Here is a 25,796-nt window from a genome sequence, read left to right as displayed (position 1 = left end):
CTCAGGCGGCGCGGGCGGCAAGGGGAGCGGCTGTCAGCCGCGCGCCATCGTGGCCGGTTATTTCAGCTTCGACGATCTCTCCCGGCGCGCCGGTGGCGAGTGCGGCAAGCGTGAACCCTTCGGTGCGGCCAAGGCCGTCGCGCTCGATCAGGATCGACTGGCGGCTGCCGGCGAGCGAAGACAGATGGCGCTGGTAGGTCGCTTCGCCGGCTGCGCGCAGCCGGGCGGCGCGCTGCTTGACCAGCTCGCGGCGAACCTGCGGCATGCGCGCGGCGGGAGTGCCTTCGCGCGGTGAAAACGGGAAGACGTGGAGATGGGTCAGGCCGCATTCCTCGACGATTTTTTCGGAATTCTCGAACATGGCTTCGGTCTCGGTCGGGAAGCCGGCGATGATGTCGGCGCCGAAAACAATGCCGGGACGCAGCTTGCGCACATCCTCGCAAAAGCGGATCGACTGGTCGCGCAGATGCCTTCGCTTCATGCGCTTCAGGATCATGTCGTCGCCAGACTGCAGCGACAGATGCAGATGCGGCATCAGCCGCGGCTCGGTGGCGATGGCGTCGAGCAAGTCCTCGTCGGCCTCGATCGAGTCGATCGAGGACAGCCTGAGCCGCTTTACGTCGGGCACCTGCCTCAGGATGGTCTTCACAAGCTTGCCGAGCTTCGGCACACCAGGCAGGTCGGCGCCGAAAGACGTCATGTCGACGCCGGTCAGCACGATCTCGGCATAGCCGTTGCCGGCCAAGCGCTTGACCTGCTCGACCACGGCGCCCATCGGCACCGAGCGCGAATTGCCGCGGCCATAGGGGATGATGCAGAAGGTGCAGCGGTGGTCGCAGCCGTTCTGCACCTGCACGAAGGCACGTGCCCGGCCCTCGATGGCGTCGACCATGTGGCCGGCGGTTTCGCGCACCGAGAAGATGTCGTTGACGCGCGCCTTCTCGGTGTCGTTGACGCCGAAATCGGGCAGCGCGCGATAGGAATTCGCCTTGAGCTTTTCCTCATTGCCAAGCACGAGATTGACCTCGTCCATGGCGGCGAATTTTTCGGGCTCGGTCTGCGCGGCGCAGCCGGTGACGATGATGCGCGCGGCCGGGTTGTCGCGGCGCGCCTTGCGGATCGCCTGCCTGGCCTGGCGCACCGCTTCGCCGGTGACGGCACAGGTGTTGAAGATGACGGCGCCGCCGTCGAGCGCGCCGAGGCCCGCGCTTTCGGCCTCGCGCCGCATCACCTCGGACTCATAGGTATTGAGACGGCAGCCGAAGGTCACCACGTCGATGCGGCCGGGCTGCTTCGCCACGTCGACGCCTTTGGCAAGAGCGGACATCAGGCCGCGCTTTCGGTGTCGCGGGCCCATTGTCCGGTCGACGGATCGAAGCTGCCGGAAAATTCCCATTCGGCCGCCCCGGTCAGGATGACGTGGTCGTCATCGCGCCATTCGACATGCAGCGTGCCGCCGCCAGGCGTCAGCAGGTTGACGCTGCGGCCCGTGCGCCGGGTGCGGGCCGCTGCGACGACAGCCGCGCAGGACGCGGTGCCGCAGGCCTTGGTCAGGCCGGCGCCGCGCTCCCAGGTGCGGATGATCATGCTGTCGGGCGAGGTCACCTGCGCGATGGTTATGTTGGCGCGTTCGGGAAAGATCGGATGGTTTTCCAGAAGCGGGCCGAAACGGTCGAGTTCATAAGTCCAGACGTCGTCATCGACCCAGAAGATGGCGTGCGGGTTGCCCATCGAAACGGCGGAAGGCGAATGCAGCACAGGCGCGTCGATCGGGCCGACCTGCAACTCGATCATGCGGGTGTCGCGGAACTCCTCGGCCAGCGGAATGTCGCGCCAGCCGAAGCGCGGCGTGCCCATGTCGACAGAGATCGAGCCGTCGGCGTGTTCGCGGGCATTGAGGATGCCGGCCACGGTCTCGAAGGTGAAGGTCTTCACGCCGGTCTCGGCGGCCAGGGCCTGGACGACGCAGCGCATGCCGTTGCCGCAGGCCTGCGCTGCGGAGCCATCGGAATTCAGGATGTCGACGAAATAGGCGGTGCCTGGCGTCCTGGCGTCGTGGATCGCCATGATCTGGTCGAACCGCGTCGCGACGTCGCCATTGAGCGCGATGGCGGCCGCGGCCGTCACCCGATCCGCACGGCCACGCATGTCGGCAACGATGATCTCGTTGCCGATGCCGTTCATCTTGGCGAAAGGGGCCGTGCCTGCCATTGCTCCGAAATTCCATGTCCGTTCGGCGCTATATGGCGGAAACGGGCAGGAATTACCAGTGCGCAGCCGCTTTCACGCGACGGCGCCGGACTTACGTCACCGCGAAGACCCCCAGCAAGATCAACAGGAAGATCACGAGCACGACGCCGATGAGAATGCGCGCGCCGGTGGCGGCGGCGCCGGCCAGCGCCGGCATGCCGAGCAGGCTCGCCGCGGCGGCGACGATGAGAAGAATGATGATCCATTTGAGCATGGGAATGCCTCGTAAGCCGACAGATTTGAAACCGCAGGAAAAACGCGGCTGTCGTGCTTGGGTTCCCGCTCGTTTCGAAGCCTGGTCGGTTCAGGCCGCCGTCGTTTCCGGCACGTCCCAGACTTCGCCGGCCCGCAAGGCGCGAAAATGCTCTTGCGGTACACCCTCAGCCCCGAGCGCCTCGGCCAGTTTTCGGACCGGTTCGTCGATCGGCTCGTCGGTGAGCTGGAAGGTGCCCCAGTGGCAGCCGGCGGCAAAGCTTGCGTTGCACAGCTTCATGCCTTGCACCGCTTCCTCGGGATTCTGGTGCTGCGGGGCCATGAACCAGCGTGGCTCGTAGGCGCCGATCGGCAGGATGGCGAAGCGGAAGCCGCCATGTTTTTCCGCCATCAGCCGGTAGTTGATGCCGTCGTGGAAGCCGGTATCGCCGGCGAAGTAGGTCTTCCCGCCCGCTGTTTCGATGACGAAGCCGGCCCACAGCGCCATGCGCCGGTCGCGGGCACCCCGCGCCGACCAATGATGCGCGGGCTCGATGTGGATGGCGGTGCCGTCGGAGACGTCGACCCTGTCGCCCCAGTCATGCGCGGAAAGCCGCATGCCGGGCACCGCGGCGGCGATGATGGCATCGTTGCCGAGCGGCGTCACTACCAGCGGATCGTGCGTCTCCTTCAGCTTCCTCAGCGTGGCAAGGTCGAGATGGTCATAGTGGTTGTGGCTGACCAGCACGACGTCGATCGCCGGCAGATCGTCAAAAGCGATGCCCGGCGGATTGACGCGCCGGGGTCCGGCAAAGGAGAACGGCGAGGTGCGCGCCGACCACACCGGATCGGTGAGGATGTTGAGCCCGGCGGTCTGGATCAGCAAGGTGGAATGGCCAACCATGGTCACGGTCAGTTCGGTACCTTCGACCATCGCGGCCGGCCTTGCCTGTGCGAAGGGGCTCGGACTCGCAGGCGGCCATTTCGAACGCTGGCCGCTGAACTGCCATTTCAGCAGGTCCGTGAAGGGGCCAGGCATCCGGCCGTCGGGGTTGAAGAACAGGGTGCCGTCGAAATGATCGCTGGGCGGGCCGCTGTAGTAGCGGTTGGCGGCTTTGTGTCTCGCGGCCAAGGTCTGCGCTCCGGCGGGTTTCGGTGAACTCTTTGTTTTCACGCAATTCCCTGGGGGGAAGCGCTACGCGTTTTCCCGGGAAAACCGCTGCACACTTTTCCTGGGACTATTCTAGACATAAGCCTTGCCGCGGCTGGCGCAAGCGTTTGCCGGCCGAAGGCCAAGGGGGACGAAGCGGCCTCGGCTAGGATCGCGGATCAGGAGGAGGACGCCATGGCGATGAAGCGGACGAAGACGCTCTGGATGAAGGCCGAGGATTTTGGCCGCTCGCTGCCGCGCGGCGTCGGCGTCAATTTGCTGGTGACCGACATGCCGGCGATGGAAGCCTTCTGCCGCGACGTGCTTGGCGCCCGGGTCATCTATGCCGACGAGGATTTCGCGGCGATCGAGCTTCTGGGGTCGGTATTCATGCTGCATGCCGACCATTCCTATCTCGACAACCCGATGACGGGCTCCATCACGGGCGCCGAGACACGCGGTGCTGGCATCGAATTGCGCCTCTATGGCGCCGATCCCGACGCGATCGAGGCGGCGGCGCTGGATCATGGCCACATCGTGCTGGCCGGCGCCGTCGACAAGCCGCATGGTCTGCGCGAGTGCTATATCGTGGGGCCGGACGGATATGTGTTCGTCCCAAGTGCCGCCCTGGCGTGATGATTGCGATAAATTTGCAACAATCTTGCCGCAAACCCTATTTTAACCATATCGGGTTGAAATTTCGCCACCTTCTCCATCTTGGTGGAGGTGAGATTGCGCGGACGGCACCCCCAGCCGATTCCGACGGAGGTTGTAATGAATTTTGCGAAAGGCGGCCTGGTGGCCGTATCCCTGGCGGCGCTCGTTGCGAGCGGCTGCTCAACCTCACGCTTCTCGTCGATGGACGACCAGCAGCCCGCCCCGCTGCAGCCGGCGCCTGCCGGCCAGGTGAGCTCGAATCAGCTGCCGCCGCCGGCGTCCCCCGGCACCACCGACCCGTCTCAATTCCCGACCGCGCCGGCAAACACGCAGGTTGCCTCGCTGCCGCCGGATGGCGCGGCGCCTGCGGGTGCCGCGGATCTCAACGCGGCAAGCGTCGCCGGTGTCTGGAACGTCAGCGTTTCCGGCCAGAGCTGCAAGGTGGCGACGCCACAGACCAAGTTCGGCGCCGGCTTCCGCGCCGGTCCGCTGCACTGCCCGGCGCCGATCGACGGCATCAAATCGTGGAACGTCGCCGGCAAGCAGCTGACGCTTTATGACGAGAATGGCGGTTCGCTGGCACGTCTCTATTCGTCGGGCGGCTCGAAATTCGACGGCCAGACTTCCAACGGGCAACCGATTTCGCTTACAAGATAGGCTGGGTATGCCGGTATTCAGGTGATGCCGGCCTGCGAATCGCGGCTTCCTGCCCTTTCGGCTCGGCCTGGCCTGAATCTCAATATACCTTCTCTCTTGAGCATACCGCTCCGAACAACGACGTGACCGATGCATCTGCGTGACGGCCTCCAGACCCATGCGACCGTCCGGCAGCGCTACGACCATCTGGTGGTATCAGGCGCGATCGGACGCGACCCCGCGCAGGAGGAGATCGCCGCCGCGCTCGACCGGCTGACCGACGAGATCTCGGCCAAGCGGCTTGCGCAAAAGTCCAGCGCGCTGGGCTGGCTGTTTGCCCGCAAGCGCGAGACGCAGGAGGCGGTCAAGGGCCTCTACATCCATGGCGGCGTCGGGCGCGGAAAGACCATGCTGATGGACATGTTCTTCGAACTCTTGCCGGTCAGGCGCAAGCGCCGCGTCCATTTCAACGACTTCATGGCCGACGTGCAGGACCGCATCCAGAAGCACCGGCAGGCGCGCAAGGAAGGCACGGTCAGGGAAGACGATCCGATCCCGCCGGTGGCCAAGGCGCTCGCCGAGCAGGCCTGGGTGCTGTGCTTCGATGAATTTTCGGTCACCGACATCGCCGACGCCATGATCCTGTCCAGGCTGTTCTCGGCACTGTTCGCCAGTGGGGTCGTGCTCGTCGCCACCTCGAACGTGGCGCCTGAAGACCTCTACCGTGACGGGTTGAACCGCCAGCTCTTCCTGCCGTTCATCGCCATACTGAAACGCCATGCTGAGGTGCTGTCGCTGGACAGCGACAAGGACTACCGGCTGGAAAAGCTTGCCCGCACGCCTGTCTACGTCATGCCGGCGGATGCGGCTGCCGACGAGGCGCTCGACGAGGCCTGGCAGGCGATGACGCACGGGGCGCCGACGGCCGAGACGTCGCTGACGCTGAAGGGCCGCAAGGTGGCCGTGCCGGCCGCCGCCGGCGATGCGGCGCGCTTCTCCTTTGCCGACCTGTGCGAAAAGCCGCTCGGCGCGCGCGATTACCTGGCGATCGCCGGCCGGTTTTCGACCGTCTTCATCGACCATGTCCCGGTGCTGGGCGAAGGCAAGCGCAACGAGGCCAAGCGCTTCATCCTGTTGATCGATACGCTCTACGACCATCATGTGCGCCTGGTGGTGAGCGCGGATGCGCCGCCGCACGAGCTTTATGTGGCTAAGCGCAGCGTCGAGGTGTTCGAATTCGAGCGCACGGCCTCGCGTCTGATCGAGATGCAGAGCCGCGACTGGCTGGACGATTGGGCCGTGCGGCGGAAGGCGAAGGCTGCCCCGGCTGACGCGTCACGGGCGCAGGCATAAGAGCTCAATCTTGTTCCATAGAGATCCTGCCAGCTCCAAAATCTACAGCCGATACACATACATCACAAATGTCTCCGCCTCGGCATGCGGCTCCTTGCGCGCCTCGTAAAGCGCTCGGGCCGGCAGATTGTCAAGTTCGGTGCCGACCCAGGCCTCCTCGCAACCATGCTCCCTGCCGAGCGCGAACATGGCGTCGAGCATTTTGCGCGCAATGCCCTGGCGCCGGAAGGCCGGCGAGACGCCGACCTCGTCGATATTAAGTTCGGTCGGCTTGTCCGGATGGCGGTGGATGACCGCCGCGCATTGGCCGACGACCAGGCCCTCGACGAGGGCGACGATCATGAAATGGCCCGATTGCGCGAGATAACTGGCCAGGCGATCGGGCCTCACCGGCTCGTCGAACACGTCGTCGGCAACCCGCATCACAAGGGCGTCATCGCCGGGATAGAGCCTTCTGATCTCGACCGTCATTGTGTAAATTCTCCCAAGTCGGCTTACAAATTTTGACGTTTACGTAAATCCCAAACGCTCTAACCGATTGAAAATGCAGGGGTTGAAATAATCGTTTGAATTTATTTCTCACCGGAGCTATTGGGTGCGGCGATATCAGCGGTTCCCCGCAGCATTCCGGCCTCTTCCTCGACGCCGTGTTGGCGTCGCCACAGACAAAGGGAAATCATCCTCACATGGCACGCAACAAGATAGCGCTTATCGGCTCTGGCATGATCGGCGGCACGCTCGCGCATATGATCGGCCTCAAGGATCTCGGCGACGTGGTCCTGTTCGATATTGCCGAGGGTATTCCGCAGGGCAAGGGGCTCGATATCGCGCAGTCATCGCCGGTCGATGGTTTCGATTCCCGGCTGACCGGCGTCAACGACTATGCCGGCATCGAGGGCGCTGATGTCTGCATCGTCACCGCCGGCGTGCCGCGCAAGCCGGGCATGAGCCGCGACGACCTGCTGGGCATCAACCTGAAGGTCATGGAGCAGGTCGGCGCCGGGCTGAAGAAGTACGCGCCGAAGGCCTTCGTCATCTGCATCACCAATCCGCTGGACGCCATGGTGTGGGCGCTGCAGAAGTTTTCGGGCCTGCCCAAGACCCATGTCGTCGGCATGGCCGGCGTGCTGGACAGCGCGCGTTTCCGCTATTTCCTGGCCGAGGAGTTCAAGGTCTCGGTCGAGGACGTCACCGCCTTCGTGCTCGGCGGCCACGGCGATTCCATGGTGCCGATGATCCGCTATTCGACGGTGTCGGGCATTCCGCTTCCAGACCTGATCAAGATGGGCTGGACTTCGAAGGAAAGGCTCGACCAGATCGTGCAGCGCACCCGCGACGGTGGCGCCGAGATCGTCGGCCTCTTGAAGACCGGCTCGGCCTATTACGCACCGGCGGCCTCGGCGATCCAGATGGCCGAATCCTATCTCAAGGACAAGAAGCGCGTGCTGCCGTGCGCGGCGCACCTCTCCGGCCAGTATGGCGTCAAGGGCACCTATGTCGGCGTTCCCGTGGTGATCGGTGCCGGCGGTGTCGAGCGCGTCATCGAGATCGACCTGAACAAGGCAGAGCAGAAGATGTTCGACACCTCGGTGGCGACCGTGCAGGGCCTGACCGAGGCCTGCGTCAAGATCGCGCCGCAACTCGCCTCGAAGTGACCTCCCCAACATCACCCCGGCAAACGACCTGGAGATAGTTCCCCATGAACATCCATGAATATCAAGGCAAGGCGCTGCTGAAGAGCTTTGGCGCGCCGGTGGCCGAAGGCGTGCCGGTGTTCAAGGCAAGCGAGGCGGAAGCCGCCGCGCAAGCGCTGCCCGGCCCGCTTTATGTGGTGAAGAGTCAGATCCATGCCGGCGGCCGTGGCAAGGGCAAATTCAAGGAGCTCGGCCCCGACGCCAAGGGCGGCGTGCGGCTGGCGAAGTCGGTCGCCGAGGTGGTCGCCAACGCCAATGAGATGCTCGGCCACACGCTGGTGACCAAGCAGACCGGCCCGGCCGGCAAGCAGGTCAACCGTCTCTATATCGAGGACGGCGCCGATATCGAGCGCGAGCTTTATCTGTCGATCCTGGTCGACCGTTCGGTCGGCCGCATCGCTTTCGTCGTCTCGACCGAGGGCGGCATGGACATCGAGGGTGTTGCCCACGACACGCCGGAAAAGATCATCACCGTCGCCATCGATCCGGAAAAGGGCGTGACGGCGGATGATGTCAAGGCGCTCAATGGCGCGCTGAAGCTCGACGGCGACGCGGCCAAGGATGGCGGCACGCTGTTCCCGATCCTCTACAAGGCCTTTGTCGAGAAGGATATGAGCCTGCTCGAGGTCAACCCGCTGATCGTCATGAAGAACGGCCGGCTGCGCGTGCTCGACGCCAAGGTTTCGTTCGACAACAACGCGCTGTTTCGCCACCCCGACCTGATGGAACTGCGCGACACCACCGAAGAGGACGAGAAGGAGATCGAGGCGTCGAAATACGACCTCGCCTATGTCGCGCTCGACGGCAATATCGGCTGCATGGTCAACGGCGCCGGCCTTGCCATGGCGACCATGGACATCATCAAGCTCTATGGCGCCGAGCCCGCCAACTTCCTCGACGTCGGCGGCGGCGCGTCGAAGGAGAAGGTGACGGCGGCGTTCAAGATCATCACCAAGGACCCGGCGGTGAAGGGCATCCTGATCAACATCTTCGGCGGCATCATGAAGTGCGACATCATCGCCGAAGGCGTGATCGCCGCGGTCAAGGAAGTCGGCCTGAAGGTGCCGCTGGTGGTGCGCCTTGAAGGCACCAATGCCGAGCTCGGCAAGAAGATCATCAACGACAGCGGCCTGAACGTCGTGTCCGCCGACGATCTCGACGACGCGGCCAAGAAGATCGTTGCGGCGGTGCAGGGCTGAGCCGGTGCCTCCGCGCAAGATAAACCTGGTCGAGGCGGCGGATCAAAAGATCAGCAAGGTCTTCGATCCGCATATCGCCGGCGACGTCAATGACAGCCAGGCGAAGGTCGCCAAGTTCGGCGCGACCTTCGACTGGCACGCGCATGACAATGAGGACGAGGCGTTCCTAGTGCTTCGCGGGCGCATCGCCATCGATTTCCGCGACGGTCCGGTCGAGCTCGGCGAGGGCGACTTCATCGTCGTGCCGCGCGGCGTCGAGCACCGGCCGCGTTCGCTCACCGCCGAGCCCGTGGTGCTGATGTTCGAGCCGGCGACGACGCTCAACACCGGCAACGCCAAGAGCGACCTTACCGTCACCGATCTGAAGCGGCTCTGACTGATGAACGCGGCGTCCTTCTCTTCGCTCTCGGCCGATCACCAGCGCCTGCAGGCGCTGGTCGGTGCGTGGCGCGGCGAGGAAGAGGTGGCGGATACACAATGGGCCGATGGCGGTGCGGCGACCAGCGAAGTGCTGGCTGAGGCACAGTTCGGCGGCCAGTTCGTGGTGCAGCGTTATCGCCAGCGCCGCGACGGCACGATTTCGTTTGGTTCGCACACCGTGTTTGGTTTCGACCAGCAAAATGGCGTCGTCACCATGCACCAGTTCGATTCGATGGGCTTCGTGCCGGTGTCGCCTGCCACCGGCATATGGAACGGCAGTGAACTCAATCTGGAACGGTCGTCGCCGCGCGGTTTTGCGCGCGTGACGTATATTTTCGACGATAACGACACCTACCGCATGCGATTGCAATTCAAACCCGCCGGCAGCGATGGCTGGCAAGACATGGTGAGCGGCGTCTACCGGCGCGTCTCGCCTTCCTCGATCAACGGTTTTTAGAAAAGGGCTCCGATGTCCATTCTCGTCGACAAGAACACCAAGGTGCTGGTGCAGGGCCTGACCGGCAAGACCGGCACGTTCCATACCGAACAGGCGCTGGCCTATCACGGGACAAAGATGGTCGGCGGCATCCATCCCAAGAAGGGCGGCGAGACCTGGAACGGCTCGAAGGGCGAGAGCCTGCCGATCTTCGCCACTGTCGCCGAAGGCAAGGAAAGGACGGGCGCCAACGCCTCCGTCATCTACGTGCCGCCGGCTGGCGCGGGCGAAGCCATCATCGAGGCGATCGAGGCTGAAATCCCGCTCATCGTCTGCATCACCGAAGGCATTCCGGTGATGGACATGGTCAAGGTCAAGGCGCGGCTCGACCGCTCCAAGTCGCGGCTGATCGGGCCGAACTGCCCGGGCGTGCTCACCCCCGACGAATGCAAGATCGGCATCATGCCCGGCAACATCTTCCGCAAGGGCTCGGTCGGCGTTGTTTCGCGCTCGGGAACGCTTACCTATGAGGCTGTGTTCCAGACCACCAATGTCGGCCTCGGCCAGACCACCGCCGTCGGCATCGGCGGCGATCCCGTCAAGGGCACCGAGTTCATCGACATGCTCGAGATGTTCCTTGCCGACGACGAGACCAAGTCGATCATCATGATCGGCGAGATCGGCGGCTCGGCCGAGGAAGACGCCGCGCAGTTCCTCAAGGACGAGGCCAAGCGCGGCCGCCGGAAACCGATGGCGGGCTTCATCGCCGGGCGCACCGCACCGGCCGGCCGCACCATGGGTCATGCGGGCGCGGTCATCTCCGGCGGCAAGGGCGGCGCCGAAGACAAGATCGCGGCGATGGAATCGGCAGGCATCAAGGTTTCGCCCTCGCCGGCGCGGCTGGGCACGACCTTGGTCGAGGCGATCAAGGGTTAAGTGAGTAGGCAGTAGTGAATAGGGACTAACGGTGAGTAGCAGCTGACTGCTCACCATTCCCTTCAAAAGGAGACGGAGCCAGGCTCCGCGGACAAAAATGGCACGACAAGATCAGGCCAACGACCGGTTTTCGCTCACCTCTTTCCTCTATGGCGGCAATGCCGATTATATCGACGCGCTCTACGCCGCCTATGAGGACGATCCCGCTTCGGTCAATCCCGAGTGGCAGGAGTTCTTCGCGGGTCTGAAGGACGATGCCGGTGATGTGCGCAGGAACGCCAAGGGCGCTTCCTGGGCAAAACCCTCCTGGCCGCTGCAGGCCAATGGCGAACTGGTGTCCGCGCTCGACGGCAATTGGGGCATTGTCGAGAAGCACCTGGAAAAGAAGGTCAAGGACAAGGCGGTCACCAACGGGGTCGTGCTGTCCGACGCCGACGTGCACCAGGCGACGCGCGATTCGGTGCGTGCCATCATGATGATCCGCGCCTTCCGCATGCGCGGCCATCTGCACGCCAATCTCGACCCGCTCGGCATTGCCAAGCTCGAAGACTATAACGAGCTGTCGCCGGAGAATTACGGCTTCACCGAAGCCGACTACGACCGGCCGATCTTCCTCGACAATGTGCTTGGGCTCGAATTCGGCAGCATCCGGCAGATGCTGGAGATACTCACCCGCACCTATTGCTCGACGCTCGGCGTCGAGTTCATGCATATTTCCGATCCCGAGGAGAAGGCCTGGATCCAGGCGCGGATCGAAGGCGCCGACAAGGAGATTTCCTTCACCGCCACCGGCAAGAAGGCGATCCTGCAGAAGCTGGTCGAGGCGGAAGGCTTCGAGCAGTTCATCGACGTCAAGTACAAGGGCACCAAGCGCTTCGGCCTGGACGGCGGCGAGTCGCTGATCCCGGCGCTCGAGCAGATCGTCAAGCGCGGCGGCCAGCTCGGCATGAAGGAGATCGTGCTCGGCATGGCCCATCGCGGCCGGCTGAACGTGCTTTCCCAGGTCATGGCCAAGCCGCACCGCGCCATCTTCCACGAGTTCAAGGGCGGCTCGGCCGCCCCCGACGAGGTCGAAGGCTCGGGCGACGTGAAGTACCATCTCGGCGCCTCGTCCGACCGTGAGTTCGACGGCAACAAGGTGCACCTGTCGCTGACCGCCAACCCCTCGCATCTGGAAATCGTCGACCCGGTGGTGATGGGCAAGGCGCGCGCCAAGCAGGATTATCTGTTCGGCCGTGGCCGCGAGGAGATCGTGCCGCTGGAGGAACGCGCCAAGGTGCTGCCGCTGCTTCTGCACGGCGACGCCGCTTTCGCCGGCCAGGGCGTGATCGCCGAAATCCTCGGCCTGTCGGGCCTGCGCGGCCACCGCGTCGCCGGCACGCTGCACTTCATCATCAACAACCAGATCGGCTTCACCACCAATCCGCGTTTCTCGCGCTCGTCGCCTTATCCGTCCGACGTCGCCAAGATGATCGAGGCGCCGATCTTCCACGTCAATGGCGACGACCCGGAAGCCGTGGTGCACGCCACCAAGGTGGCGATCGAGTTTCGCATGAAGTTCCACAAGCCGGTGGTCGTGGACATGTTCTGCTACCGCCGCTTCGGCCACAATGAGGGCGACGAGCCGGCCTTCACGCAGCCGCTCATGTACCGCAACATCCGCACCCACAAGACGACGGTGCAGATCTATGGCGACCGGCTGATCGCCGAAGGCCACATCACCCAGGCCGAACTCGACCAGCTCAAGGCCGACTGGCGCGCGCATCTGGAAGCCGAATGGGAAGTCGGCCAGGCCTACAAGCCCAACAAGGCCGACTGGCTCGACGGCGCCTGGTCGGGCCTGCGCACGGCCGACAACCAGGACGAACAGCGGCGCGGCAAGACCGCCGTGCCGGTCAAGACGCTGAAGGAAATCGGCAAGAAGCTGACCGAGGTGCCGAAGGGTTTCGAGGCGCACAAGACGATCATCCGCTTCCTCGAGAACCGGCGTCAGGCGATCGAGTCCGGCGAAGGCATCGACTGGTCGACGGCGGAGGCGCTGGCCTTTGGCGCGATCCTGCTCGACGGCAACCCGATCCGGCTTTCGGGCCAGGATTCCGAGCGCGGCACCTTCTCGCAGCGCCATTCCGTGCTTTACGACCAGCGCGACGAGACCCGCTACATCCCGCTCAACAATCTGTCGGCGGCGCAGGCCGGCTACGAAGTCATCAACTCGATGCTGTCGGAAGAGGCGGTGCTAGGCTTCGAATACGGCTACAGCCTGGCCGAGCCGAAGGCGCTGACCTTGTGGGAGGCGCAGTTCGGCGACTTCGCCAACGGCGCCCAGGTGGTGTTCGACCAGTTCATCTCGTCGGGCGAGCGCAAATGGCTCAGAATGTCGGGCCTCGTCTGCCTGCTGCCGCACGGCTATGAAGGCCAGGGCCCAGAACATTCCTCGGCCCGGCTGGAGCGCTTCCTGCAGCTTTGCGCCGAAGACAACATGCAGGTCGCCAACTGCACGACGCCGGCCAACTACTTCCACATCTTGCGCCGGCAGCTGAAGCGCGACTTCCGCAAGCCGCTGATCTTGATGACGCCGAAATCGCTGCTGCGCCACAAGCGGGCGGTGTCGACGCTGCCGGAAATCTCGGGCGAAAGCTCGTTCCACCGGCTGCTGTGGGACGATGCCCAGCTGCTGCCCAACCAGGCGATCAAGCTGACCAAGGATTCCAAGATCCGCCGCGTCGTGCTGTGCTCGGGCAAGGTCTATTACGACCTCTACGAGGAGCGCGAGAAGCGCGGCATCAACGACATCTACCTGCTGCGCGTCGAACAGCTCTACCCGTTCCCGGCCAAGGCGCTGATCACCGAGCTGTCACGCTTCCGCAATGCCGAGATGGTGTGGTGCCAGGAGGAACCCAAGAACATGGGCGCCTGGTCGTTCATCGATCCGTATCTGGAATGGGTGTTGGCGCATATCGACGCCAAGCATCAGCGAGTGCGCTACACCGGCCGTCCCGCGGCCGCGTCGCCGGCGACCGGCCTGATGTCAAAGCACCTTGCCCAGCTCGCCGCCTTGCTCGAAGACGCGCTCGGCGAATAGGCAGAACTGGGCGAATAGAACTGAACCGAAAGAACGGACAGGCACAATGGCTACCGAAATCCGCGTCCCCACCCTGGGCGAATCCGTCACCGAAGCGACCGTCGGCAAATGGTTCAAGAAGGTCGGCGATGCCATTGCCGCCGACGAGCCGCTGGTCGAGCTCGAGACCGACAAGGTGACGGTGGAAGTGCCTGCCGCCGCCGCCGGCACGCTCGGCGAAATCACTGTAAAAGAAGGTGAGACGGTCGGCGTCGGCGCTCTGCTCGGGTCGATTTCGGGCGGTGGGGCGGCTGCTCCCGCGACCAAGCCGCAAGCGGTGGCGCAGGCGTCCAGCCCCGACGCGGCGCAGACCACCAAGCAGGCCGCGGCCGAGACTGCCAAGGTTGCCGGCGATGCCGGCTCGGTCGAGCCACGCACCATGCCGCCGGCGCCGGCCGCGGCAAAGCTGATCGCCGAGAACAATCTGTCTGTCGACCAGCTTTCCGGCTCGGGCAAGCGTGGCCAGGTGCTGAAGGGCGACGTGCTCGACGCCATCTCCAAGGGCGCGCCGTCGCAGCCGGCCGAAACGCCAAAGGCGGCGCCGGCACCGGTTGCCGTGCGCGCGCCGTCGTCCGGCGACGATGCTTCGCGCGAGGAGCGCGTGCGCATGACCAAGCTGCGTCAGACCATCGCGCGCCGGCTGAAGGAAGCGCAGTCGACCGCCGCCATGCTGACCACCTTCAACGAAGTCGACATGTCGGCGGTGATGGCGCTCAGGACCAAATACAAGGACGTGTTCGAGAAGAAGCACGGCGTGAAGCTCGGCTTCATGGGTTTCTTCACCAAGGCCGTCACGCACGCGCTGAAGGAAATCCCCTCGGTCAATGCCGAGATCGACGGCACCGACATCATCTTCAAGAACTATGCCCATATCGGCGTCGCGGTCGGCACCGAAAAGGGTCTCGTGGTTCCGGTCGTGCGCAATGCCGATCAGATGTCGATCGCCGAGATCGAGAAGGATATCGGCCGGCTGGGCATCGCCGCGCGCGACGGCAAGCTGTCGGTCGCCGACATGCAGGGCGGCACCTTCACCATCTCCAATGGCGGCGTCTATGGCTCGCTGATGTCGACGCCGATCCTCAACGCGCCGCAGTCGGGCATTCTCGGCATGCACAAGATCCAGGACCGGCCGGTCGTGGTCGGCGGCCAGATCGTGATCCGGCCGATGATGTATCTGGCGCTCAGCTACGATCACCGCATCGTCGACGGCAAGGAAGCGGTGACCTTCCTGGTGCGGGTCAAGGAAAGCCTGGAGGATCCGGAACGGCTGGTGCTTGATCTCTGAGGCGGTCGGATGGCGGGTTGCGGCAGGGGTGGCCAATGATGGCCCGTTTGCTTGGGCTCGCCGGACCGGTCGTGCTGGTGGCCGGCATTCTCGCGCCTGTTGCAAATGCCCAGGCCGCCTGTCCAATCGAGCTTGCCGTTTACGGCGATGCACAAAGTGGCGCCGAGATCGACTTCACCCCGACAGGCACCTCGGCCACAGTCACCAACACGTTTCGCTTGATCCTCGACAACAATGTGGTGCTGAACGGCATCGTCATGTGGACCCAGGACGTATCGCGGCCAAACGGCGCGCTGATGTACAAATGCCCGGAGGGTGACGTGACCGGCGCCGAGCTTGCCGCCTGCACGCTGTGGAACGGCGTCATCTATACGGCCGATGACAAGGGCGCTGTCGGCCTGTTGCCGGCCGAGGGCGTAGAGGCGCCAAAGACGCTGATCCTGCCCGATCTCGGGCCAGTGCTCAGGCAATCCCGAGCCTACGGCGGCGGCACCGGCTTCTCGAAAGTGCCCTCGGATGTGTTCTCGATGAAGGGGTGCCAGGAATGACCACGATGCAAAAAGTGCTGCTGGTCACCGGCGGCAGCCGCGGCATCGGCGCCGCTATCTGCCGGCTCGGAGCCAAGGCCGGCTATCGTGTCGCGGTCAATTACGCCTCCAACAAGGCTGCCGGCGATGCGCTGGTTGCCGAGATCAGGGCCGGCGGCGGCGACGCTGTTGCCGTCAGGGGCGATGTCGGCAAGGAAACCGACATCGTGGCCATGTTCGGCGCCGTCGACCGCGCCTTTGGCAGGCTCGATGCCTTCGTCAACAATGCCGGCATCGTTGACGTCAAGGCGCGCGTCGACGAGATGGATGTGTCGCGGCTGGAGCGCATGATGCGCATCAATGTCGTGGGCTCGTTCCTGTGTGCCCGCGAGGCGGTCAAGCGCATGTCGACGCGGCATGGCGGTTCGGGCGGTGCGATCGTCAACATCTCGTCGGCGGCGGCGACGCTGGGTTCGCCCGGCGAATATGTCGACTACGCCGCCTCCAAGGGCGCCATCGACACCTTCACCATCGGGCTTGCCCGCGAGGTGGCTCTGGAAGGCATCCGCGTCAATGCGGTGCGGCCTGGCATCATCGACACCGAAATCCACGCCTCCGGCGGCCAGCCCGACCGGATCGAACGGTTCCGCGACCTGCTGCCGATGAAAAGAGCCGGTACCGCGGATGAAGTCGCCGGCGCGGTCCTCTATCTTTTATCCGATGCCGCGTCCTATACGACGGGCGCGATCCTGAATGTCAGCGGCGGCCGCTGAGCCCCAAGCAAAAGGGAAACAAACATGGCTTATGACGTGGTTATCATCGGCTCTGGACCGGGCGGCTATGTCTGCGCCATCAAGGCGGCACAGCTCGGGCTGAAGGTCGCGGTGGTCGAGAAGAATGCCACCTTCGGCGGCACCTGTCTCAACATCGGCTGCATCCCGTCCAAGGCGCTGCTTCATGCCTCGGAGATGTTCGCCGAGGCCGGCCATTCCTTCGACGCGCTGGGTGTCGAAATCCCGGCGCCCAAGCTGAACCTGAAGAAGATGATGGCGCACAAGGACGCGACGGTGTCGGCCAACGTCAACGGCGTCGCCTTCCTGTTCAAGAAGAACAAGATCGATGCCTTCCGCGGCACCGGCAAGGTTGTCGCCGCCGGCAAGGTCTCGGTGACCGGCGAGGACGGCAAGGTCGAGGAGATCGAGACCAGGAACATCGTTATCGCCACCGGCTCCGACGTCGCCGGCATTCCCGGCGTCAAGGTCGACTTCGACGAGAAGGTGATCGTGTCGTCGACGGGCGCATTGTCGTTGGAGAAGGTTCCCGGCCATCTGGTGGTGGTCGGCGGCGGTGTCATCGGGCTCGAGCTCGGCTCGGTCTGGGCACGGCTCGGCGCCAAGGTCACCGTGGTCGAGTTCCTCGACACCATCTTGGGCGGCATGGACGGCGAGGTGTCGAAACAGTTCCAGCGGCTGCTCTCCAAGCAGGGCTTCGAGTTCAAGCTCGGCGCCAAGGTCACCGGCGTCGCCAAGGCCAAGAAGGGCGCGACCGTCACCTTCGAACCGGTGAAGGGCGGGGCGGCCGAGACCATCGATGCCGACGTCGTGCTGATCTCGACCGGGCGCCGCGCCTTTTCAGACAGCCTTGGGCTGAAGGAAGCGGGTGTCGAGGTCGACGAGCGCGGCCGGGTCAAGACCGATGGGCATCTCAGGACCAACGTGCCCGGCATCTATGCCATCGGCGATGTCATCGCCGGGCCGATGCTGGCGCACAAGGCCGAGGACGAGGGCGTGGCGGTGGCCGAAACCATCGCCGGCCAGGCCGGCCACGTGAACTATGATGTCATTCCGAGCGTCGTCTACACCAGTCCGGAAATCGCCTCGGTCGGCAAGAGCGAGGAGGAGCTGAAGAAGGCCGGCATCGACTACAAGGTCGGCAAATTCCCCTTCACCGCCAACGGCCGCGCCCGCGCCATGCTGCACACCGACGGTTTCGTGAAGATCCTCGCCGACAAGCAGAGCGACCGCGTGCTCGGCGTGCATATCGTCGGCTTCGGCGCCGGCGAGATGATCCATGAGGCGGCGGTGCTGATGGAGTTCGGCGGCTCGTCGGAGGATCTGGCCCGCACCTGCCACGCGCATCCGACGATGTCGGAAGCGGTGAAGGAAGCGGCGCTGGCCACGTTCTTCAAGCCGATCCACATTTAGGGTTGTCTTGATATTCAGGTGATGCCGGCCTGCGAACGAAGGGTCGGTTCGGCCTGCCCTGAATCTCAAAACACCCCGTGCTCGTCGCCCAAAACAAAACGGCCCGCCATTCGGCGGGCCGTTCGTCTTTGATATCGAGCCGATCAGTTGGCCGGTGCCGGAGCCGGTGCCGGAGCTGGCGCGGGGGCCGGCGCGGGCGCTGGTGCAGGAGCCGGGGCGGGCGCGGGCGCCGGTTCGGCTGGCTTGGCCGGTTCGGCAGGCTTCATCGGTTCAGCCGGCGCGGGTGCCGGGGCCGGGGTGCTCGCCGCTGGCGGCTCGGCGGGTGCCGGGTGCTCGCCGCTTCTTCCGAAAACGTAATACGCGACAATCGCCAGAATAACGACGACCAGCGCAATCAGCCAAGGGCTGCCGCCGCCGCCGCCGCTTGGCCTAGGAGTGTCGTTTGGTGTGTTCGCCATGAAAGTGTCCTCCGTGGATGAAAATTATCAATCAACAGACATCAACGCGCTATCGTTGAACAGGTTTCACGCTAGCGAAGGGACACGCCGAAAATACGACGGGCAGATCCGCCAGTTGCCATCCGACTCAATTGACAGCGGCGACAGTATAGCCGGCTTTACGAAAATCCTCGACCAGTCCCTCTGGATCGGGAAGTGCGGCGCGCCGACCGCGATGAACGCGTCGGTCAGGCGGCGTTTCGCCACGCAGCCAGCCACACCAGCGGATGCTATCGTTGGTTACGAGGGATTTGCCGGTATGACGCCCACTGCACGGACTTTTCCTGATCCCGAAGGTGCTCTTGCCGGCGCTCAGTTCGCCGACCGATATGTGCTGATAACCGATGGCCTTGCCCTGACCGCCATTGGCGCGGCCGAACGCGTGCTGGGGCGGACACCGGGATGGGTCGGCCTGCTGACGCAGCTGCGCAACCTCGCGGTCAGGCCATTTGGGCTGAAAACGGGGGCGGAACCCGACGCGCCGCCGGAAAGCAGGATCGGCATATTTCCGCTCATCAGCCAGGCACATGGCAGGGTCGTCCTTGGGCTGGACGACCGGCATCTCGATTTCCGCATCCTGGTGGAGGTGAACGATCTCGGCGCGGGCCGGCAGGAGGTGGCTGCGTCGACGATCGTGAAGACGCATAATCTGCTTGGGCGGACCTATCTCGCCATCATCATGCCGTTTCACCGCATCATCGTTCCGGCGATGCTGGCTCAGGTCCTGATCAAATAGGGCTTAAAGCCCCACCGCCGTGACGGTATAGCCGGCTTTGCGGAAATCCTCGACCAGTCCCTCGGGACCGGGAAGATGCAGCGCGCCGACCGCCATGAAGGCGTTGCCCTTGGCCAGGATCGGCCCGGCATGATCGACCATCACCTTGTTGCGGCTGGTGATCATGGTCTCCTCGAAGGCGGCGTAGCCCGCAGGGTCGTTCTGCTCGTCGGGCATGGCGGCGCGGAACAGCGGCCAGAACATGCCGGTGTCGCCACGCTGGTAGAGCACGATCATGGTCTCGTTGATGTCGTTGACCTTGTCGCCCAGCTTCAGCGTGTCGACCAGACCCTTCATGTGAAAGGCGAGCGGCAGCGAAGCCATGGCGCGCAGCTGGCTCTCGGCTGTTTCCAATCCTTCCACCGGCTTGCCCGCCGCCTTGGCGCTCTCGGCCAGCTTGACGTCAAGCACCGGCGCTCCGCTGGACTGGCGGGCGAGTTCGCAAGCCGGAAGCGCCATCATGGCCGACAGCATCCACGGCTTCATCTTGGCGACCGTTGCCGGCGGGATGCCGCGCGCGTCGAGCGCGGCGTTCATGGCTGCCGCCTCGTCCGGCGACAGCAATGACGACAGCGTCGTGGAGTCGGTGAACATCATCAGGTCCGGCTCCTTCAGCATCGCCGTCATCATCTTCTGCTTGTCGAGCACGTCGGTGGTCTCGATGATGAGGGTGCCGGCGGCGTCAAAGGCCTTCTGTGCATAGGCCGGCAGCGTGGTGACGCGCGGATCGGTCATGTGCATGGTGCCGAACAGGTAGGATGGCTGTTCGCCTGATTTTTCCAGCTTCCACAGCAGACCCTTGCCGTTGAGCGTGGCAGCGGCCTCTGCCTCGATCTTGTCGTAGGTGGCGGGGCTGCCCTTCTGCAAGGCCGACAGCATGTCGGCGCCAGTGCAGGTCGGGATTTCCGCGTGCGCCCTGCCGGCCGCGAACAGCAGGACAGCAAGGAAGGATAGGAAAAACAGCACGTTGAGCGCGACAAGCAGCTTCAGCGAGATGGAAGCTGCACGGTCGGCGATGGCGATGACGCGTTTCATGGTCCCATTCCTAGGACCGAAAAGCGGCAAAACCGTTAATCGGGACGGCAAAATTGAAGGGTTCAGGCTCTGGGATGGGCCGATTCGTAGATTTCCAGCAGTCTCGTCGTGTCGACGCCGGTGTAGATCTGCGTCGTCGACAGGCTGGCGTGGCCGAGTAATTCCTGGATGGTGCGCAGATCGCCGCCTCGGCCGAGCAGATGAGTGGCGAAGGAATGGCGCAAGGCATGCGGCGTCGCTGTATCGGGCAGGTTGAGCGCCGAGCGCAGTTTTGCCATGTCGCGCTGGATGATGGCCGGGTTGAGCGGGCCGCCGCGCGCGCCCCGAAACAGCAACTCCTTTGGATCGAGATGGTAGGGACAGAGCCGGCGGTATTCGGCGATAGCCCTGAGCGCGACCGGCAGCACCGGCACCAGCCGCGTCTTGCCGCCCTTGCCGGTGACGCGCAGCACGGTGTCGGCTTCAGATGCCAAATCGGCGGCGCTGAGGCCAAGCGCTTCCGAAATGCGCAGGCCCGAGCCGTAGAGCAGCGTCAGCACGGCGGCGTTGCGGGCGGCGATCCAGGGTTCTTCGGCCAGTTGACCCTCGACGGAGACCACCTGCCTGGCATCGCTCGCCGTCAGCGGCTTGGGCAGCGATTTGGGCTGGCGTGGCGCCCGCAGGGCCGCGGCGCCCGCCGCATTGGCCAGGCCTCGCCGTTCGAGGAATCGCAGCAGCGAGCGGATGCCTGCCAGCCCGCGGCCGAGCGTGCGAGCGCCGGCGCCGGCATTGCGCCGGGCGGCGAGGAAGCCGCGCAGATCGGCCGGGCGCAGATTGGCGATATCGGAAATGCCGGGCGGTCCGCCGATATGGCCGGTGAGGAAGTGCAGGAACTGGCGAGAATCGCGCTCATACGCCTCGACGGTTTGCGGCGACAGCCGGCGTTCGCGCGCCAGCATCTTCAGCCAGTTTTCACGCGCCGCCTGGAGATCGGGTTTTGCCGGTATGAGGAATTCCTGCATCGGGTCTGTTCCGGTTCGCGGTCATTTTCCGGCAGCCGGGTTAGGAAGCGGTGAAGAGCCCGTCATTGAAATGACGGCGGGGCGGCGCTAGAGCAGGGACAAAGGATTTTTCGCCATGAGCAAGCTCCAAAACCCCGTCCAGATGGCCGTGATCGGTGCCGCCCACGGCATCAAGGGCGAGCTCCGGGTGAAAACCTTCACCGGCGATCCAATGGCGCTGGCAGACTACGGGCCGCTCTACGCCAGGGACGGCCGTGCCTTCCAGATCACCGACATAAGGCCCGCCAACACCGTTGTCGTGGTGCGCTTCAAGGGCGTCAGCGACCGCAACGCGGCCGAAGCGCTCGCCGGCACGGAGCTGTTCGTCGACCGTTCGATGCTGCCGGACGATGGCGAGGAGGACGAATTCTACCATGCCGACCTGATCGGGCTGGAAATCCGGGATGATACCGGTGCTGCCATCGGCAAGGTCGTCGCGGTGCACAATTTCGGCGGCGGCGACATCCTCGATGTGACGCTCGCCGGGCGCAAGGGCGTGCTGATCCCGTTCACGCAGGCCGCCGTGCCTGCCGTGTCGATCGCCGAGGGGTTCGTCCGCGTCGACCCGGTGGCGGCCGGCCTGGTCGAGGACGAGGATGGCGAGGCGCCGCGCGAGGACGATTTCGATCCCAAGGGCCGGCCGCGCGGACCGCGTGACGCCGGGGGCAACCGGTGAGCTTTGCCGCGTCGGTGCTGACGCTCTATCCCGAGATGTTTCCGGGCGCGCTCGGCCTGTCGCTGGCCGGGCGGGCGCTGGAGGCGGGCACCTGGTCGCTTGATGCGATCCAGATCCGCGACTTCGCCACCGACCGCCACCGCACCGTCGACGACACGCCGGCCGGCGGCGGCGCCGGCATGGTGATGCGCGCCGATGTGCTGGCGAAGGCGATCGACCATGCCTCGCCGCCGGGAGATGCGCGCCCCCGCCTGCTGATGAGCCCGCGCGGCAAACCACTGACGCAGGCGCGCGTGCGCGAACTCGCCGCCGGGCCGGGCGCTGTCATCCTGTGTGGCCGCTTCGAAGGCGTCGACCAGCGGGTGATCGACGCGCGGGGCCTAGAGGAAGTCTCGATCGGCGATTTCATCCTGTCGGGCGGCGAACCGGCGGCACTCGTGCTGCTCGACGCGGTGGTGCGGCTGTTGCCCGGCGTGATGGGCAATGCGGTCTCCGGCGAGGAAGAGAGTTTCGAGAACGGCCTGCTCGAACATCCGCATTACACGCGGCCGCAAGAGTTCGAGGGCAGGCCGATTCCGGACGTGCTGATCTCCGGAAATCACAAGAAGATCGCCGAATGGCGGCGGGACCAGTCAGAGCGGCTGACGAAGGAGAGGCGGCCCGATCTTTTGAGCGCTCAGCCCTTGGTGAAATAGTAAAAAGCCAGAAACAGGCCGACGGCGACGACGAAGCCGCGCACCGCGTTCTGCGGCACGCGCTTGGCGATCCAGACGCCGGCATAGCCGCCCAGCGCTCCGCCCGGGATCATGACGATCGCCTGCGGCCAGGCGACGACGCCGCCCGAGACGAAGACGACGATGGCGACTGCCGCGATGACCACGGCCAGCATGTTCTTCAGCGCGTTCAGCCGGTGGTAGTCGCCGGCCTGGGTCAGACCGAGCGTTGCCAGCATCATCACGCCCATGCCGGCGCCGAAGAAGCCGCCATAGATGGCGGTGATGAACTGCGCCAGCGAACCGGCGAGCGAGCCCACGGCCGCTTCGTGTCCGGCTTTCGGCGCCGGCTTCAGCCATGGTCCGGCGGCAAACAGCGCGGTCGCGCCCAAAAGCAGCCATGGCACCAATGCCCGAAAGGATGGATTGTCGAGCGCGAGCAGAATCAGCGCGCCGGCCATGGCGCCGATGGCGGAGATCAGGCAGAGCAGCAGCGCGCCGCGCCAGAAGTGCCTGATGTCGTCCCAGTAGGCGAGCGTCGAGGTGATGTAGCCGGGAAATTGCGTTACCGAGGAGGTGGCGTTGGCGACGATCGGCGGCACGCCGATCAATGTCATGGCGCCAAAGGTGATGAAGGTGCCGCCGCCGGCGACCGCGTTGGCGGCGCCTGACAGAAAGCCCGCCAGGAAGAGCAGGATGGCATCGAAGACTGACATGGAAGGCCGCCGTGAAGAACTGTGCTATTTCTGGCTTAGGAAGCTTGCCGGACCGGCGCAACCCGGCACGACAGGATTACGATGGTGCCATGCCGGGAGCCATGCCGGCAAAAAATGCATGGCCAAGGCGTGACAAAGCGCCGAAATAGCTGTATGTGCCCGCCCGTACCGGCAAGAACAATCTTCCGGACCCGTCAACAATGACGGTGTAGTCGCCCCTGTCCGATGTTTTAAAGACAATTGTCTTGGAGACAAAGGGCATAGCCGAGCGGTCAATGGAACTGCAAGGCAAGCGTAGGGCGCTCTGACTGTCGGAAGAACAAGAAGTGGATTTCAAGATGGATCTCATCCGTCAGCTCGAGGCCGAACAGGCCGCCAAGATCGAAGCCAAGCGCAAGCTCCCCGAATTCCAGCCCGGCGACACCGTGCGCGTCCAGGTCCGCGTGACCGAAGGCACCCGCACCCGCGTCCAGGCCTATGAGGGCGTCGTCATCGCCCGCGCCGGTTCCGGCTTCCAGGAAAATTTCACCGTCCGCAAGATCTCCTATGGCGAAGGCGTCGAGCGCGTGTTTCCGGTGTTCTCGCCGATGGTCGAAGGCGTCGAGATCGTGCGCCGCGGCAAGGTGCGCCGCGCCAAGCTCTATTACCTGCGCGACCGTCGCGGCAAGTCGGCCCGTATTTCGGAAAACACCGGCGTGCGCGCCCGCAAGCTCAACGATGAGGAGCGCGATGCGCTGAACGCCGAGAAGGCCCGCATCGAGGCCGAGAAGGTCGCCGCCGCCCAGGCGCTGGCCGCCGAGACGGCCGCCAAGGAAGCCGCCGAGAAGAAGGCGGCCGCCGAGGCCGAAGCAGCCAAGGCCGCCGCGGAAGCCACTCCGGCCGAATAAGGTTTCGGAAATCCATTCAAAAGGCGGCTTCGGCCGCCTTTTTCGTTTTGGCGAACAGCCAGGCATTCTACCGTGGTTCTTCGTGTTTACGGACACCTTGGCGATTGGCCGAGACATCTGTGTGTCGTCATCCACGGGCGAAGCAAGGAGCGAAGCGACGCGGCGCAGACCCGAGGATCCATGCCGCAACTTCTGAGCGCCGCTACGGTGCAGAGCTGGCTCCGGTGAGCGCGACCCCATCTGAACCGCTGTGCTAGGTTGACCGTCACGGCATGGATCCTAGGGTTTCCGCGACGTCGCTTCGCGACTGCTACACCCTAGGATGACGAAGTCTGGGATTCCCATCCTCTAAGATAGCGAAAACACAGCGGCAGGGAGCTTGACGCCTGATTATATTGTGTACTAAATAATCGTGTACAAATTAACTGGAGATTACGATATGGCACTCTACACCACACAGGCTCGCGTCACCGGCGGCCGCGCCGGCCATGGCGAGACCGCTGACGGTTTGCTCAAGGTCGACCTGGCGATGCCCAAGGAGCTCGGCGGGCCGGGCGGCGCCACCAATCCCGAGCAGCTCTTCGCCATCGGCTATGCCGCCTGCTTCGAAAGCGCCGTCCGCTTCGTCGCGCGCAAGCAGAAGCTGCCGCTCGCGGATGCCGCGGTAACCTCCACGGTCAGCCTGCTTCCCAATGGCGAGGGCTTCAAGCTCGGCGTCGCGTTGGCGGCGGAGACGAAAGGCCTTGATCAGGCGGCCGCGGAAGCGCTTGTATCGGCGGCGCATCAGATTTGCCCCTATTCGAACGCCATCAGGGGCAATGTCGAAGTGGCGCTTTCGGTAAAGGCGGTATGACGGCAAAGGTCGAAACGAAAGCCAGCGAAGTCCCGGCGGAAGCCGCCGGGGCGATCCCCGTGCCACGGCTCGATCAGCAGCTCTGCTTCGCGCTCTATTCGGCGAGCGGGCTGATGACTAAGCTCTACCGGCCGCTGCTCGATCCGCTTGGCCTGACCTATCCGCAATATCTGGTGATGCTGGCGCTGTGGGAACGCGCGCCGAGCACGGTGGGCGACCTTGGCGAGGCGCTCGGCCTGGATTCGGCGACGCTGACGCCGCTGCTCAAGCGCATGGAGGCGGGCGGGCTCGTCACCCGCCGGCGCGATGCCGCCGATGAGCGCCGGGTGCTGGTCGAGCCGACGGCCAAGGGCCAGGCCCTGCGCGCGAACATGAAGGATGTGCAGACCGCGCTCGATTGCGGCATGCCGCTGGAGCGGACCGAGCTCAAAACCCTACACGGCACGCTCACCCGCCTGGTCGCGGGATTGCGCGAAGCCACGATTGACCAAGATTGATCGCGGCAAGGACTGTCCTCAAAACCGCCTCCCAGAAGCACGGGAAT

At 64.6% G+C, this 25,796-nt stretch carries 27 protein-coding genes; 19 read left to right on the top strand and 8 right to left on the bottom strand.

The genetic code is table 11. From position 1 onward, the window contains the following. Position 1: 1 nt before the first annotated feature. From mtaB to EN861_RS10700, 4 genes are all read right to left on the bottom strand, one after another. Positions 2-1,327, bottom strand: a complete 1,326-nt coding sequence (mtaB, locus tag EN861_RS10715; protein WP_127872814.1) for a tRNA (N(6)-L-threonylcarbamoyladenosine(37)-C(2))-methylthiotransferase MtaB — start codon at positions 1,325-1,327, stop codon at positions 2-4. Continuing rightward, complete coding sequence (gene dapF, locus EN861_RS10710; RefSeq protein ID WP_135863427.1) at positions 1,327-2,211, bottom strand: diaminopimelate epimerase; 885 nt, start codon at positions 2,209-2,211, stop codon at positions 1,327-1,329. The genes mtaB and dapF overlap by 1 nt, the downstream gene beginning before the upstream one ends. Before the next feature lie 91 nt (positions 2,212-2,302). Continuing rightward, positions 2,303-2,464, bottom strand: a complete 162-nt coding sequence (locus tag EN861_RS10705; protein WP_127281226.1) for a DUF1328 family protein — start codon at positions 2,462-2,464, stop codon at positions 2,303-2,305. A 90-nt stretch (positions 2,465-2,554) separates the two neighbouring features. After that, on the bottom strand, positions 2,555-3,574 hold the full coding sequence (locus tag EN861_RS10700; protein WP_127872816.1) for an MBL fold metallo-hydrolase: 1,020 nt from the start codon (positions 3,572-3,574) through the stop codon (positions 2,555-2,557). A gap of 213 nt (positions 3,575-3,787) precedes the next feature. On the opposite strand from EN861_RS10700, the gene EN861_RS10695 reads away from it, so the two are divergent. The 3 genes from EN861_RS10695 to zapE all read left to right on the top strand — a co-directional run bounded on the left by EN861_RS10695 (position 3,788) and on the right by zapE (position 6,238). Further along, positions 3,788-4,228, top strand: coding sequence for a hypothetical protein (locus EN861_RS10695; RefSeq protein ID WP_127872817.1), 441 nt, complete (start codon positions 3,788-3,790; stop codon positions 4,226-4,228). A gap of 138 nt (positions 4,229-4,366) precedes the next feature. Then, positions 4,367-4,906, top strand: a complete 540-nt coding sequence (locus EN861_RS10690) for a protease inhibitor Inh/omp19 family protein (protein WP_127872818.1) — start codon at positions 4,367-4,369, stop codon at positions 4,904-4,906. A 129-nt stretch (positions 4,907-5,035) separates the two neighbouring features. Next, the gene (gene zapE / locus EN861_RS10685) at positions 5,036-6,238 is read left to right on the top strand and encodes a cell division protein ZapE (protein ID WP_127276265.1); all 1,203 of its coding nucleotides are present in this window, start codon (positions 5,036-5,038) and stop codon (positions 6,236-6,238) included. Positions 6,239-6,280: 42 nt separating this feature from the next. Here zapE and EN861_RS10680 read toward each other — a convergent pair whose 3' ends face one another. After that, a complete protein-coding gene (locus EN861_RS10680) occupies positions 6,281-6,709 on the bottom strand; it encodes a GNAT family N-acetyltransferase (RefSeq protein WP_127872819.1) in 429 nt (142 codons plus the stop codon). 215 nt (positions 6,710-6,924) lie between these two features. Here EN861_RS10680 and mdh point away from each other — a divergent pair, with 215 nt between their 5' ends. The 11 genes from mdh to EN861_RS36780 all read left to right on the top strand — a co-directional run bounded on the left by mdh (position 6,925) and on the right by EN861_RS36780 (position 19,293). Beyond that, a complete protein-coding gene (gene mdh, locus EN861_RS10675) occupies positions 6,925-7,893 on the top strand; it encodes a malate dehydrogenase (RefSeq protein WP_127872820.1) in 969 nt (322 codons plus the stop codon). Between the two features lie 44 nt (positions 7,894-7,937). After that, the gene (sucC, locus tag EN861_RS10670; RefSeq protein WP_127872821.1) at positions 7,938-9,131 is read left to right on the top strand and encodes an ADP-forming succinate--CoA ligase subunit beta; all 1,194 of its coding nucleotides are present in this window, start codon (positions 7,938-7,940) and stop codon (positions 9,129-9,131) included. Between the two features lie 4 nt (positions 9,132-9,135). After that, positions 9,136-9,507 (top strand): cupin domain-containing protein, encoded by a 372-nt coding sequence (locus EN861_RS10665; RefSeq protein WP_064981484.1) that lies wholly within the window; start codon positions 9,136-9,138, stop codon positions 9,505-9,507. 3 nt (positions 9,508-9,510) lie between these two features. Further along, positions 9,511-10,008, top strand: a complete 498-nt coding sequence (locus EN861_RS10660; protein ID WP_127276277.1) for a DUF1579 family protein — start codon at positions 9,511-9,513, stop codon at positions 10,006-10,008. Between the two features lie 12 nt (positions 10,009-10,020). Beyond that, on the top strand, positions 10,021-10,923 hold the full coding sequence (sucD, locus tag EN861_RS10655) for a succinate--CoA ligase subunit alpha (RefSeq protein ID WP_127276279.1): 903 nt from the start codon (positions 10,021-10,023) through the stop codon (positions 10,921-10,923). Between the two features lie 97 nt (positions 10,924-11,020). Continuing rightward, the gene (locus EN861_RS10650) at positions 11,021-14,005 is read left to right on the top strand and encodes a 2-oxoglutarate dehydrogenase E1 component (protein ID WP_127276281.1); all 2,985 of its coding nucleotides are present in this window, start codon (positions 11,021-11,023) and stop codon (positions 14,003-14,005) included. Positions 14,006-14,051: 46 nt separating this feature from the next. After that, a complete protein-coding gene (gene odhB, locus EN861_RS10645; protein WP_127276283.1) occupies positions 14,052-15,329 on the top strand; it encodes a 2-oxoglutarate dehydrogenase complex dihydrolipoyllysine-residue succinyltransferase in 1,278 nt (425 codons plus the stop codon). Positions 15,330-15,364: 35 nt separating this feature from the next. After that, positions 15,365-15,877, top strand: coding sequence for a hypothetical protein (locus EN861_RS10640; RefSeq protein ID WP_245464273.1), 513 nt, complete (start codon positions 15,365-15,367; stop codon positions 15,875-15,877). Next, positions 15,874-16,629 carry an SDR family oxidoreductase gene (locus EN861_RS10635; protein WP_127276285.1) on the top strand — a complete coding sequence of 252 codons (756 nt, stop codon included), beginning with the start codon at positions 15,874-15,876 and terminating at the stop codon, positions 16,627-16,629. The genes EN861_RS10640 and EN861_RS10635 overlap by 4 nt, the downstream gene beginning before the upstream one ends. Positions 16,630-16,653: 24 nt before the next feature. Beyond that, positions 16,654-18,060, top strand: a complete 1,407-nt coding sequence (lpdA, locus tag EN861_RS10630; protein ID WP_127276288.1) for a dihydrolipoyl dehydrogenase — start codon at positions 16,654-16,656, stop codon at positions 18,058-18,060. Positions 18,061-18,516: 456 nt separating this feature from the next. Further along, positions 18,517-19,293 (top strand): DUF2867 domain-containing protein, encoded by a 777-nt coding sequence (locus tag EN861_RS36780; protein WP_348629804.1) that lies wholly within the window; start codon positions 18,517-18,519, stop codon positions 19,291-19,293. 3 nt (positions 19,294-19,296) lie between these two features. Here EN861_RS36780 and EN861_RS10615 read toward each other — a convergent pair whose 3' ends face one another. Continuing rightward, on the bottom strand, positions 19,297-20,367 hold the full coding sequence (locus EN861_RS10615; protein ID WP_127276291.1) for a TraB/GumN family protein: 1,071 nt from the start codon (positions 20,365-20,367) through the stop codon (positions 19,297-19,299). Between the two features lie 62 nt (positions 20,368-20,429). Beyond that, entirely contained in the window at positions 20,430-21,368 is a 939-nt protein-coding gene (locus EN861_RS10610) for a tyrosine recombinase XerC (protein WP_127276294.1), read from the bottom strand. A 115-nt stretch (positions 21,369-21,483) separates the two neighbouring features. Here EN861_RS10610 and rimM point away from each other — a divergent pair, with 115 nt between their 5' ends. Together rimM and trmD are read left to right on the top strand one after the other, a co-directional pair. Next, complete coding sequence (gene rimM, locus EN861_RS10605) at positions 21,484-22,083, top strand: ribosome maturation factor RimM (protein ID WP_127276297.1); 600 nt, start codon at positions 21,484-21,486, stop codon at positions 22,081-22,083. Then, positions 22,080-22,778, top strand: coding sequence for a tRNA (guanosine(37)-N1)-methyltransferase TrmD (trmD, locus tag EN861_RS10600; RefSeq protein WP_127872825.1), 699 nt, complete (start codon positions 22,080-22,082; stop codon positions 22,776-22,778). Before rimM ends, trmD begins: the two co-directional genes overlap by 4 nt. Here the strand turns inward: trmD and EN861_RS10595 are convergent. Continuing rightward, complete coding sequence (locus EN861_RS10595; protein WP_127281190.1) at positions 22,760-23,512, bottom strand: sulfite exporter TauE/SafE family protein; 753 nt, start codon at positions 23,510-23,512, stop codon at positions 22,760-22,762. The genes trmD and EN861_RS10595 overlap by 19 nt on opposite strands. 338 nt (positions 23,513-23,850) lie before the next feature. Between EN861_RS10595 and rplS the strand changes: the two genes are divergently transcribed. The 3 genes from rplS to EN861_RS10575 all read left to right on the top strand — a co-directional run bounded on the left by rplS (position 23,851) and on the right by EN861_RS10575 (position 25,749). Beyond that, positions 23,851-24,399 carry a 50S ribosomal protein L19 gene (rplS, locus tag EN861_RS10585; protein WP_096451662.1) on the top strand — a complete coding sequence of 183 codons (549 nt, stop codon included), beginning with the start codon at positions 23,851-23,853 and terminating at the stop codon, positions 24,397-24,399. Between the two features lie 439 nt (positions 24,400-24,838). Further along, positions 24,839-25,252, top strand: coding sequence for an organic hydroperoxide resistance protein (locus EN861_RS10580; RefSeq protein WP_135863425.1), 414 nt, complete (start codon positions 24,839-24,841; stop codon positions 25,250-25,252). Then, on the top strand, positions 25,249-25,749 hold the full coding sequence (locus EN861_RS10575; RefSeq protein ID WP_127872826.1) for a MarR family winged helix-turn-helix transcriptional regulator: 501 nt from the start codon (positions 25,249-25,251) through the stop codon (positions 25,747-25,749). The genes EN861_RS10580 and EN861_RS10575 overlap by 4 nt, the downstream gene beginning before the upstream one ends. Positions 25,750-25,796 lie beyond the last annotated feature (47 nt).

It is taken from the genome of Mesorhizobium sp. M8A.F.Ca.ET.218.01.1.1 (assembly GCF_004791165.1).
Lineage (GTDB): Bacteria > Pseudomonadota > Alphaproteobacteria > Rhizobiales > Rhizobiaceae > Mesorhizobium.
This window is presented reverse-complemented; position numbering and strand designations above follow the sequence as displayed.

Bases quoted from the DNA above. Each gene is read 5' to 3' on its own strand.
- EN861_RS10635 (WP_127276285.1), top strand. From the start codon at position 15,874: ATGACCACGATGCAAAAAGTGCTGCTGGTCACCGGCGGCAGCCGCGGC.
- EN861_RS10660 (WP_127276277.1), top strand. From the start codon at position 9,511: ATGAACGCGGCGTCCTTCTCTTCGCTCTCGGCCGATCACCAGCGCCTG.
- EN861_RS36780 (WP_348629804.1), top strand. From the start codon at position 18,517: ATGAAAGTGTCCTCCGTGGATGAAAATTATCAATCAACAGACATCAAC.
- EN861_RS10690 (WP_127872818.1), top strand. From the start codon at position 4,367: ATGAATTTTGCGAAAGGCGGCCTGGTGGCCGTATCCCTGGCGGCGCTC.
- EN861_RS10575 (WP_127872826.1), top strand. From the start codon at position 25,249: ATGACGGCAAAGGTCGAAACGAAAGCCAGCGAAGTCCCGGCGGAAGCC.
- dapF (WP_135863427.1), bottom strand. From the start codon at position 2,211: ATGGCAGGCACGGCCCCTTTCGCCAAGATGAACGGCATCGGCAACGAG.
- odhB (WP_127276283.1), top strand. From the start codon at position 14,052: ATGGCTACCGAAATCCGCGTCCCCACCCTGGGCGAATCCGTCACCGAA.
- rplS (WP_096451662.1), top strand. From the start codon at position 23,851: ATGGATCTCATCCGTCAGCTCGAGGCCGAACAGGCCGCCAAGATCGAA.
- mtaB (WP_127872814.1), bottom strand. From the start codon at position 1,327: ATGTCCGCTCTTGCCAAAGGCGTCGACGTGGCGAAGCAGCCCGGCCGC.
- sucC (WP_127872821.1), top strand. From the start codon at position 7,938: ATGAACATCCATGAATATCAAGGCAAGGCGCTGCTGAAGAGCTTTGGC.
- EN861_RS10640 (WP_245464273.1), top strand. From the start codon at position 15,365: ATGATGGCCCGTTTGCTTGGGCTCGCCGGACCGGTCGTGCTGGTGGCC.
- EN861_RS10580 (WP_135863425.1), top strand. From the start codon at position 24,839: ATGGCACTCTACACCACACAGGCTCGCGTCACCGGCGGCCGCGCCGGC.
- EN861_RS10610 (WP_127276294.1), bottom strand. From the start codon at position 21,368: ATGCAGGAATTCCTCATACCGGCAAAACCCGATCTCCAGGCGGCGCGT.
- zapE (WP_127276265.1), top strand. From the start codon at position 5,036: ATGCATCTGCGTGACGGCCTCCAGACCCATGCGACCGTCCGGCAGCGC.
- EN861_RS10650 (WP_127276281.1), top strand. From the start codon at position 11,021: ATGGCACGACAAGATCAGGCCAACGACCGGTTTTCGCTCACCTCTTTC.
- EN861_RS10615 (WP_127276291.1), bottom strand. From the start codon at position 20,367: ATGAAACGCGTCATCGCCATCGCCGACCGTGCAGCTTCCATCTCGCTG.
- EN861_RS10595 (WP_127281190.1), bottom strand. From the start codon at position 23,512: ATGTCAGTCTTCGATGCCATCCTGCTCTTCCTGGCGGGCTTTCTGTCA.
- mdh (WP_127872820.1), top strand. From the start codon at position 6,925: ATGGCACGCAACAAGATAGCGCTTATCGGCTCTGGCATGATCGGCGGC.
- lpdA (WP_127276288.1), top strand. From the start codon at position 16,654: ATGGCTTATGACGTGGTTATCATCGGCTCTGGACCGGGCGGCTATGTC.
- EN861_RS10680 (WP_127872819.1), bottom strand. From the start codon at position 6,709: ATGACGGTCGAGATCAGAAGGCTCTATCCCGGCGATGACGCCCTTGTG.
- rimM (WP_127276297.1), top strand. From the start codon at position 21,484: ATGAGCAAGCTCCAAAACCCCGTCCAGATGGCCGTGATCGGTGCCGCC.
- EN861_RS10705 (WP_127281226.1), bottom strand. From the start codon at position 2,464: ATGCTCAAATGGATCATCATTCTTCTCATCGTCGCCGCCGCGGCGAGC.
- sucD (WP_127276279.1), top strand. From the start codon at position 10,021: ATGTCCATTCTCGTCGACAAGAACACCAAGGTGCTGGTGCAGGGCCTG.
- EN861_RS10695 (WP_127872817.1), top strand. From the start codon at position 3,788: ATGGCGATGAAGCGGACGAAGACGCTCTGGATGAAGGCCGAGGATTTT.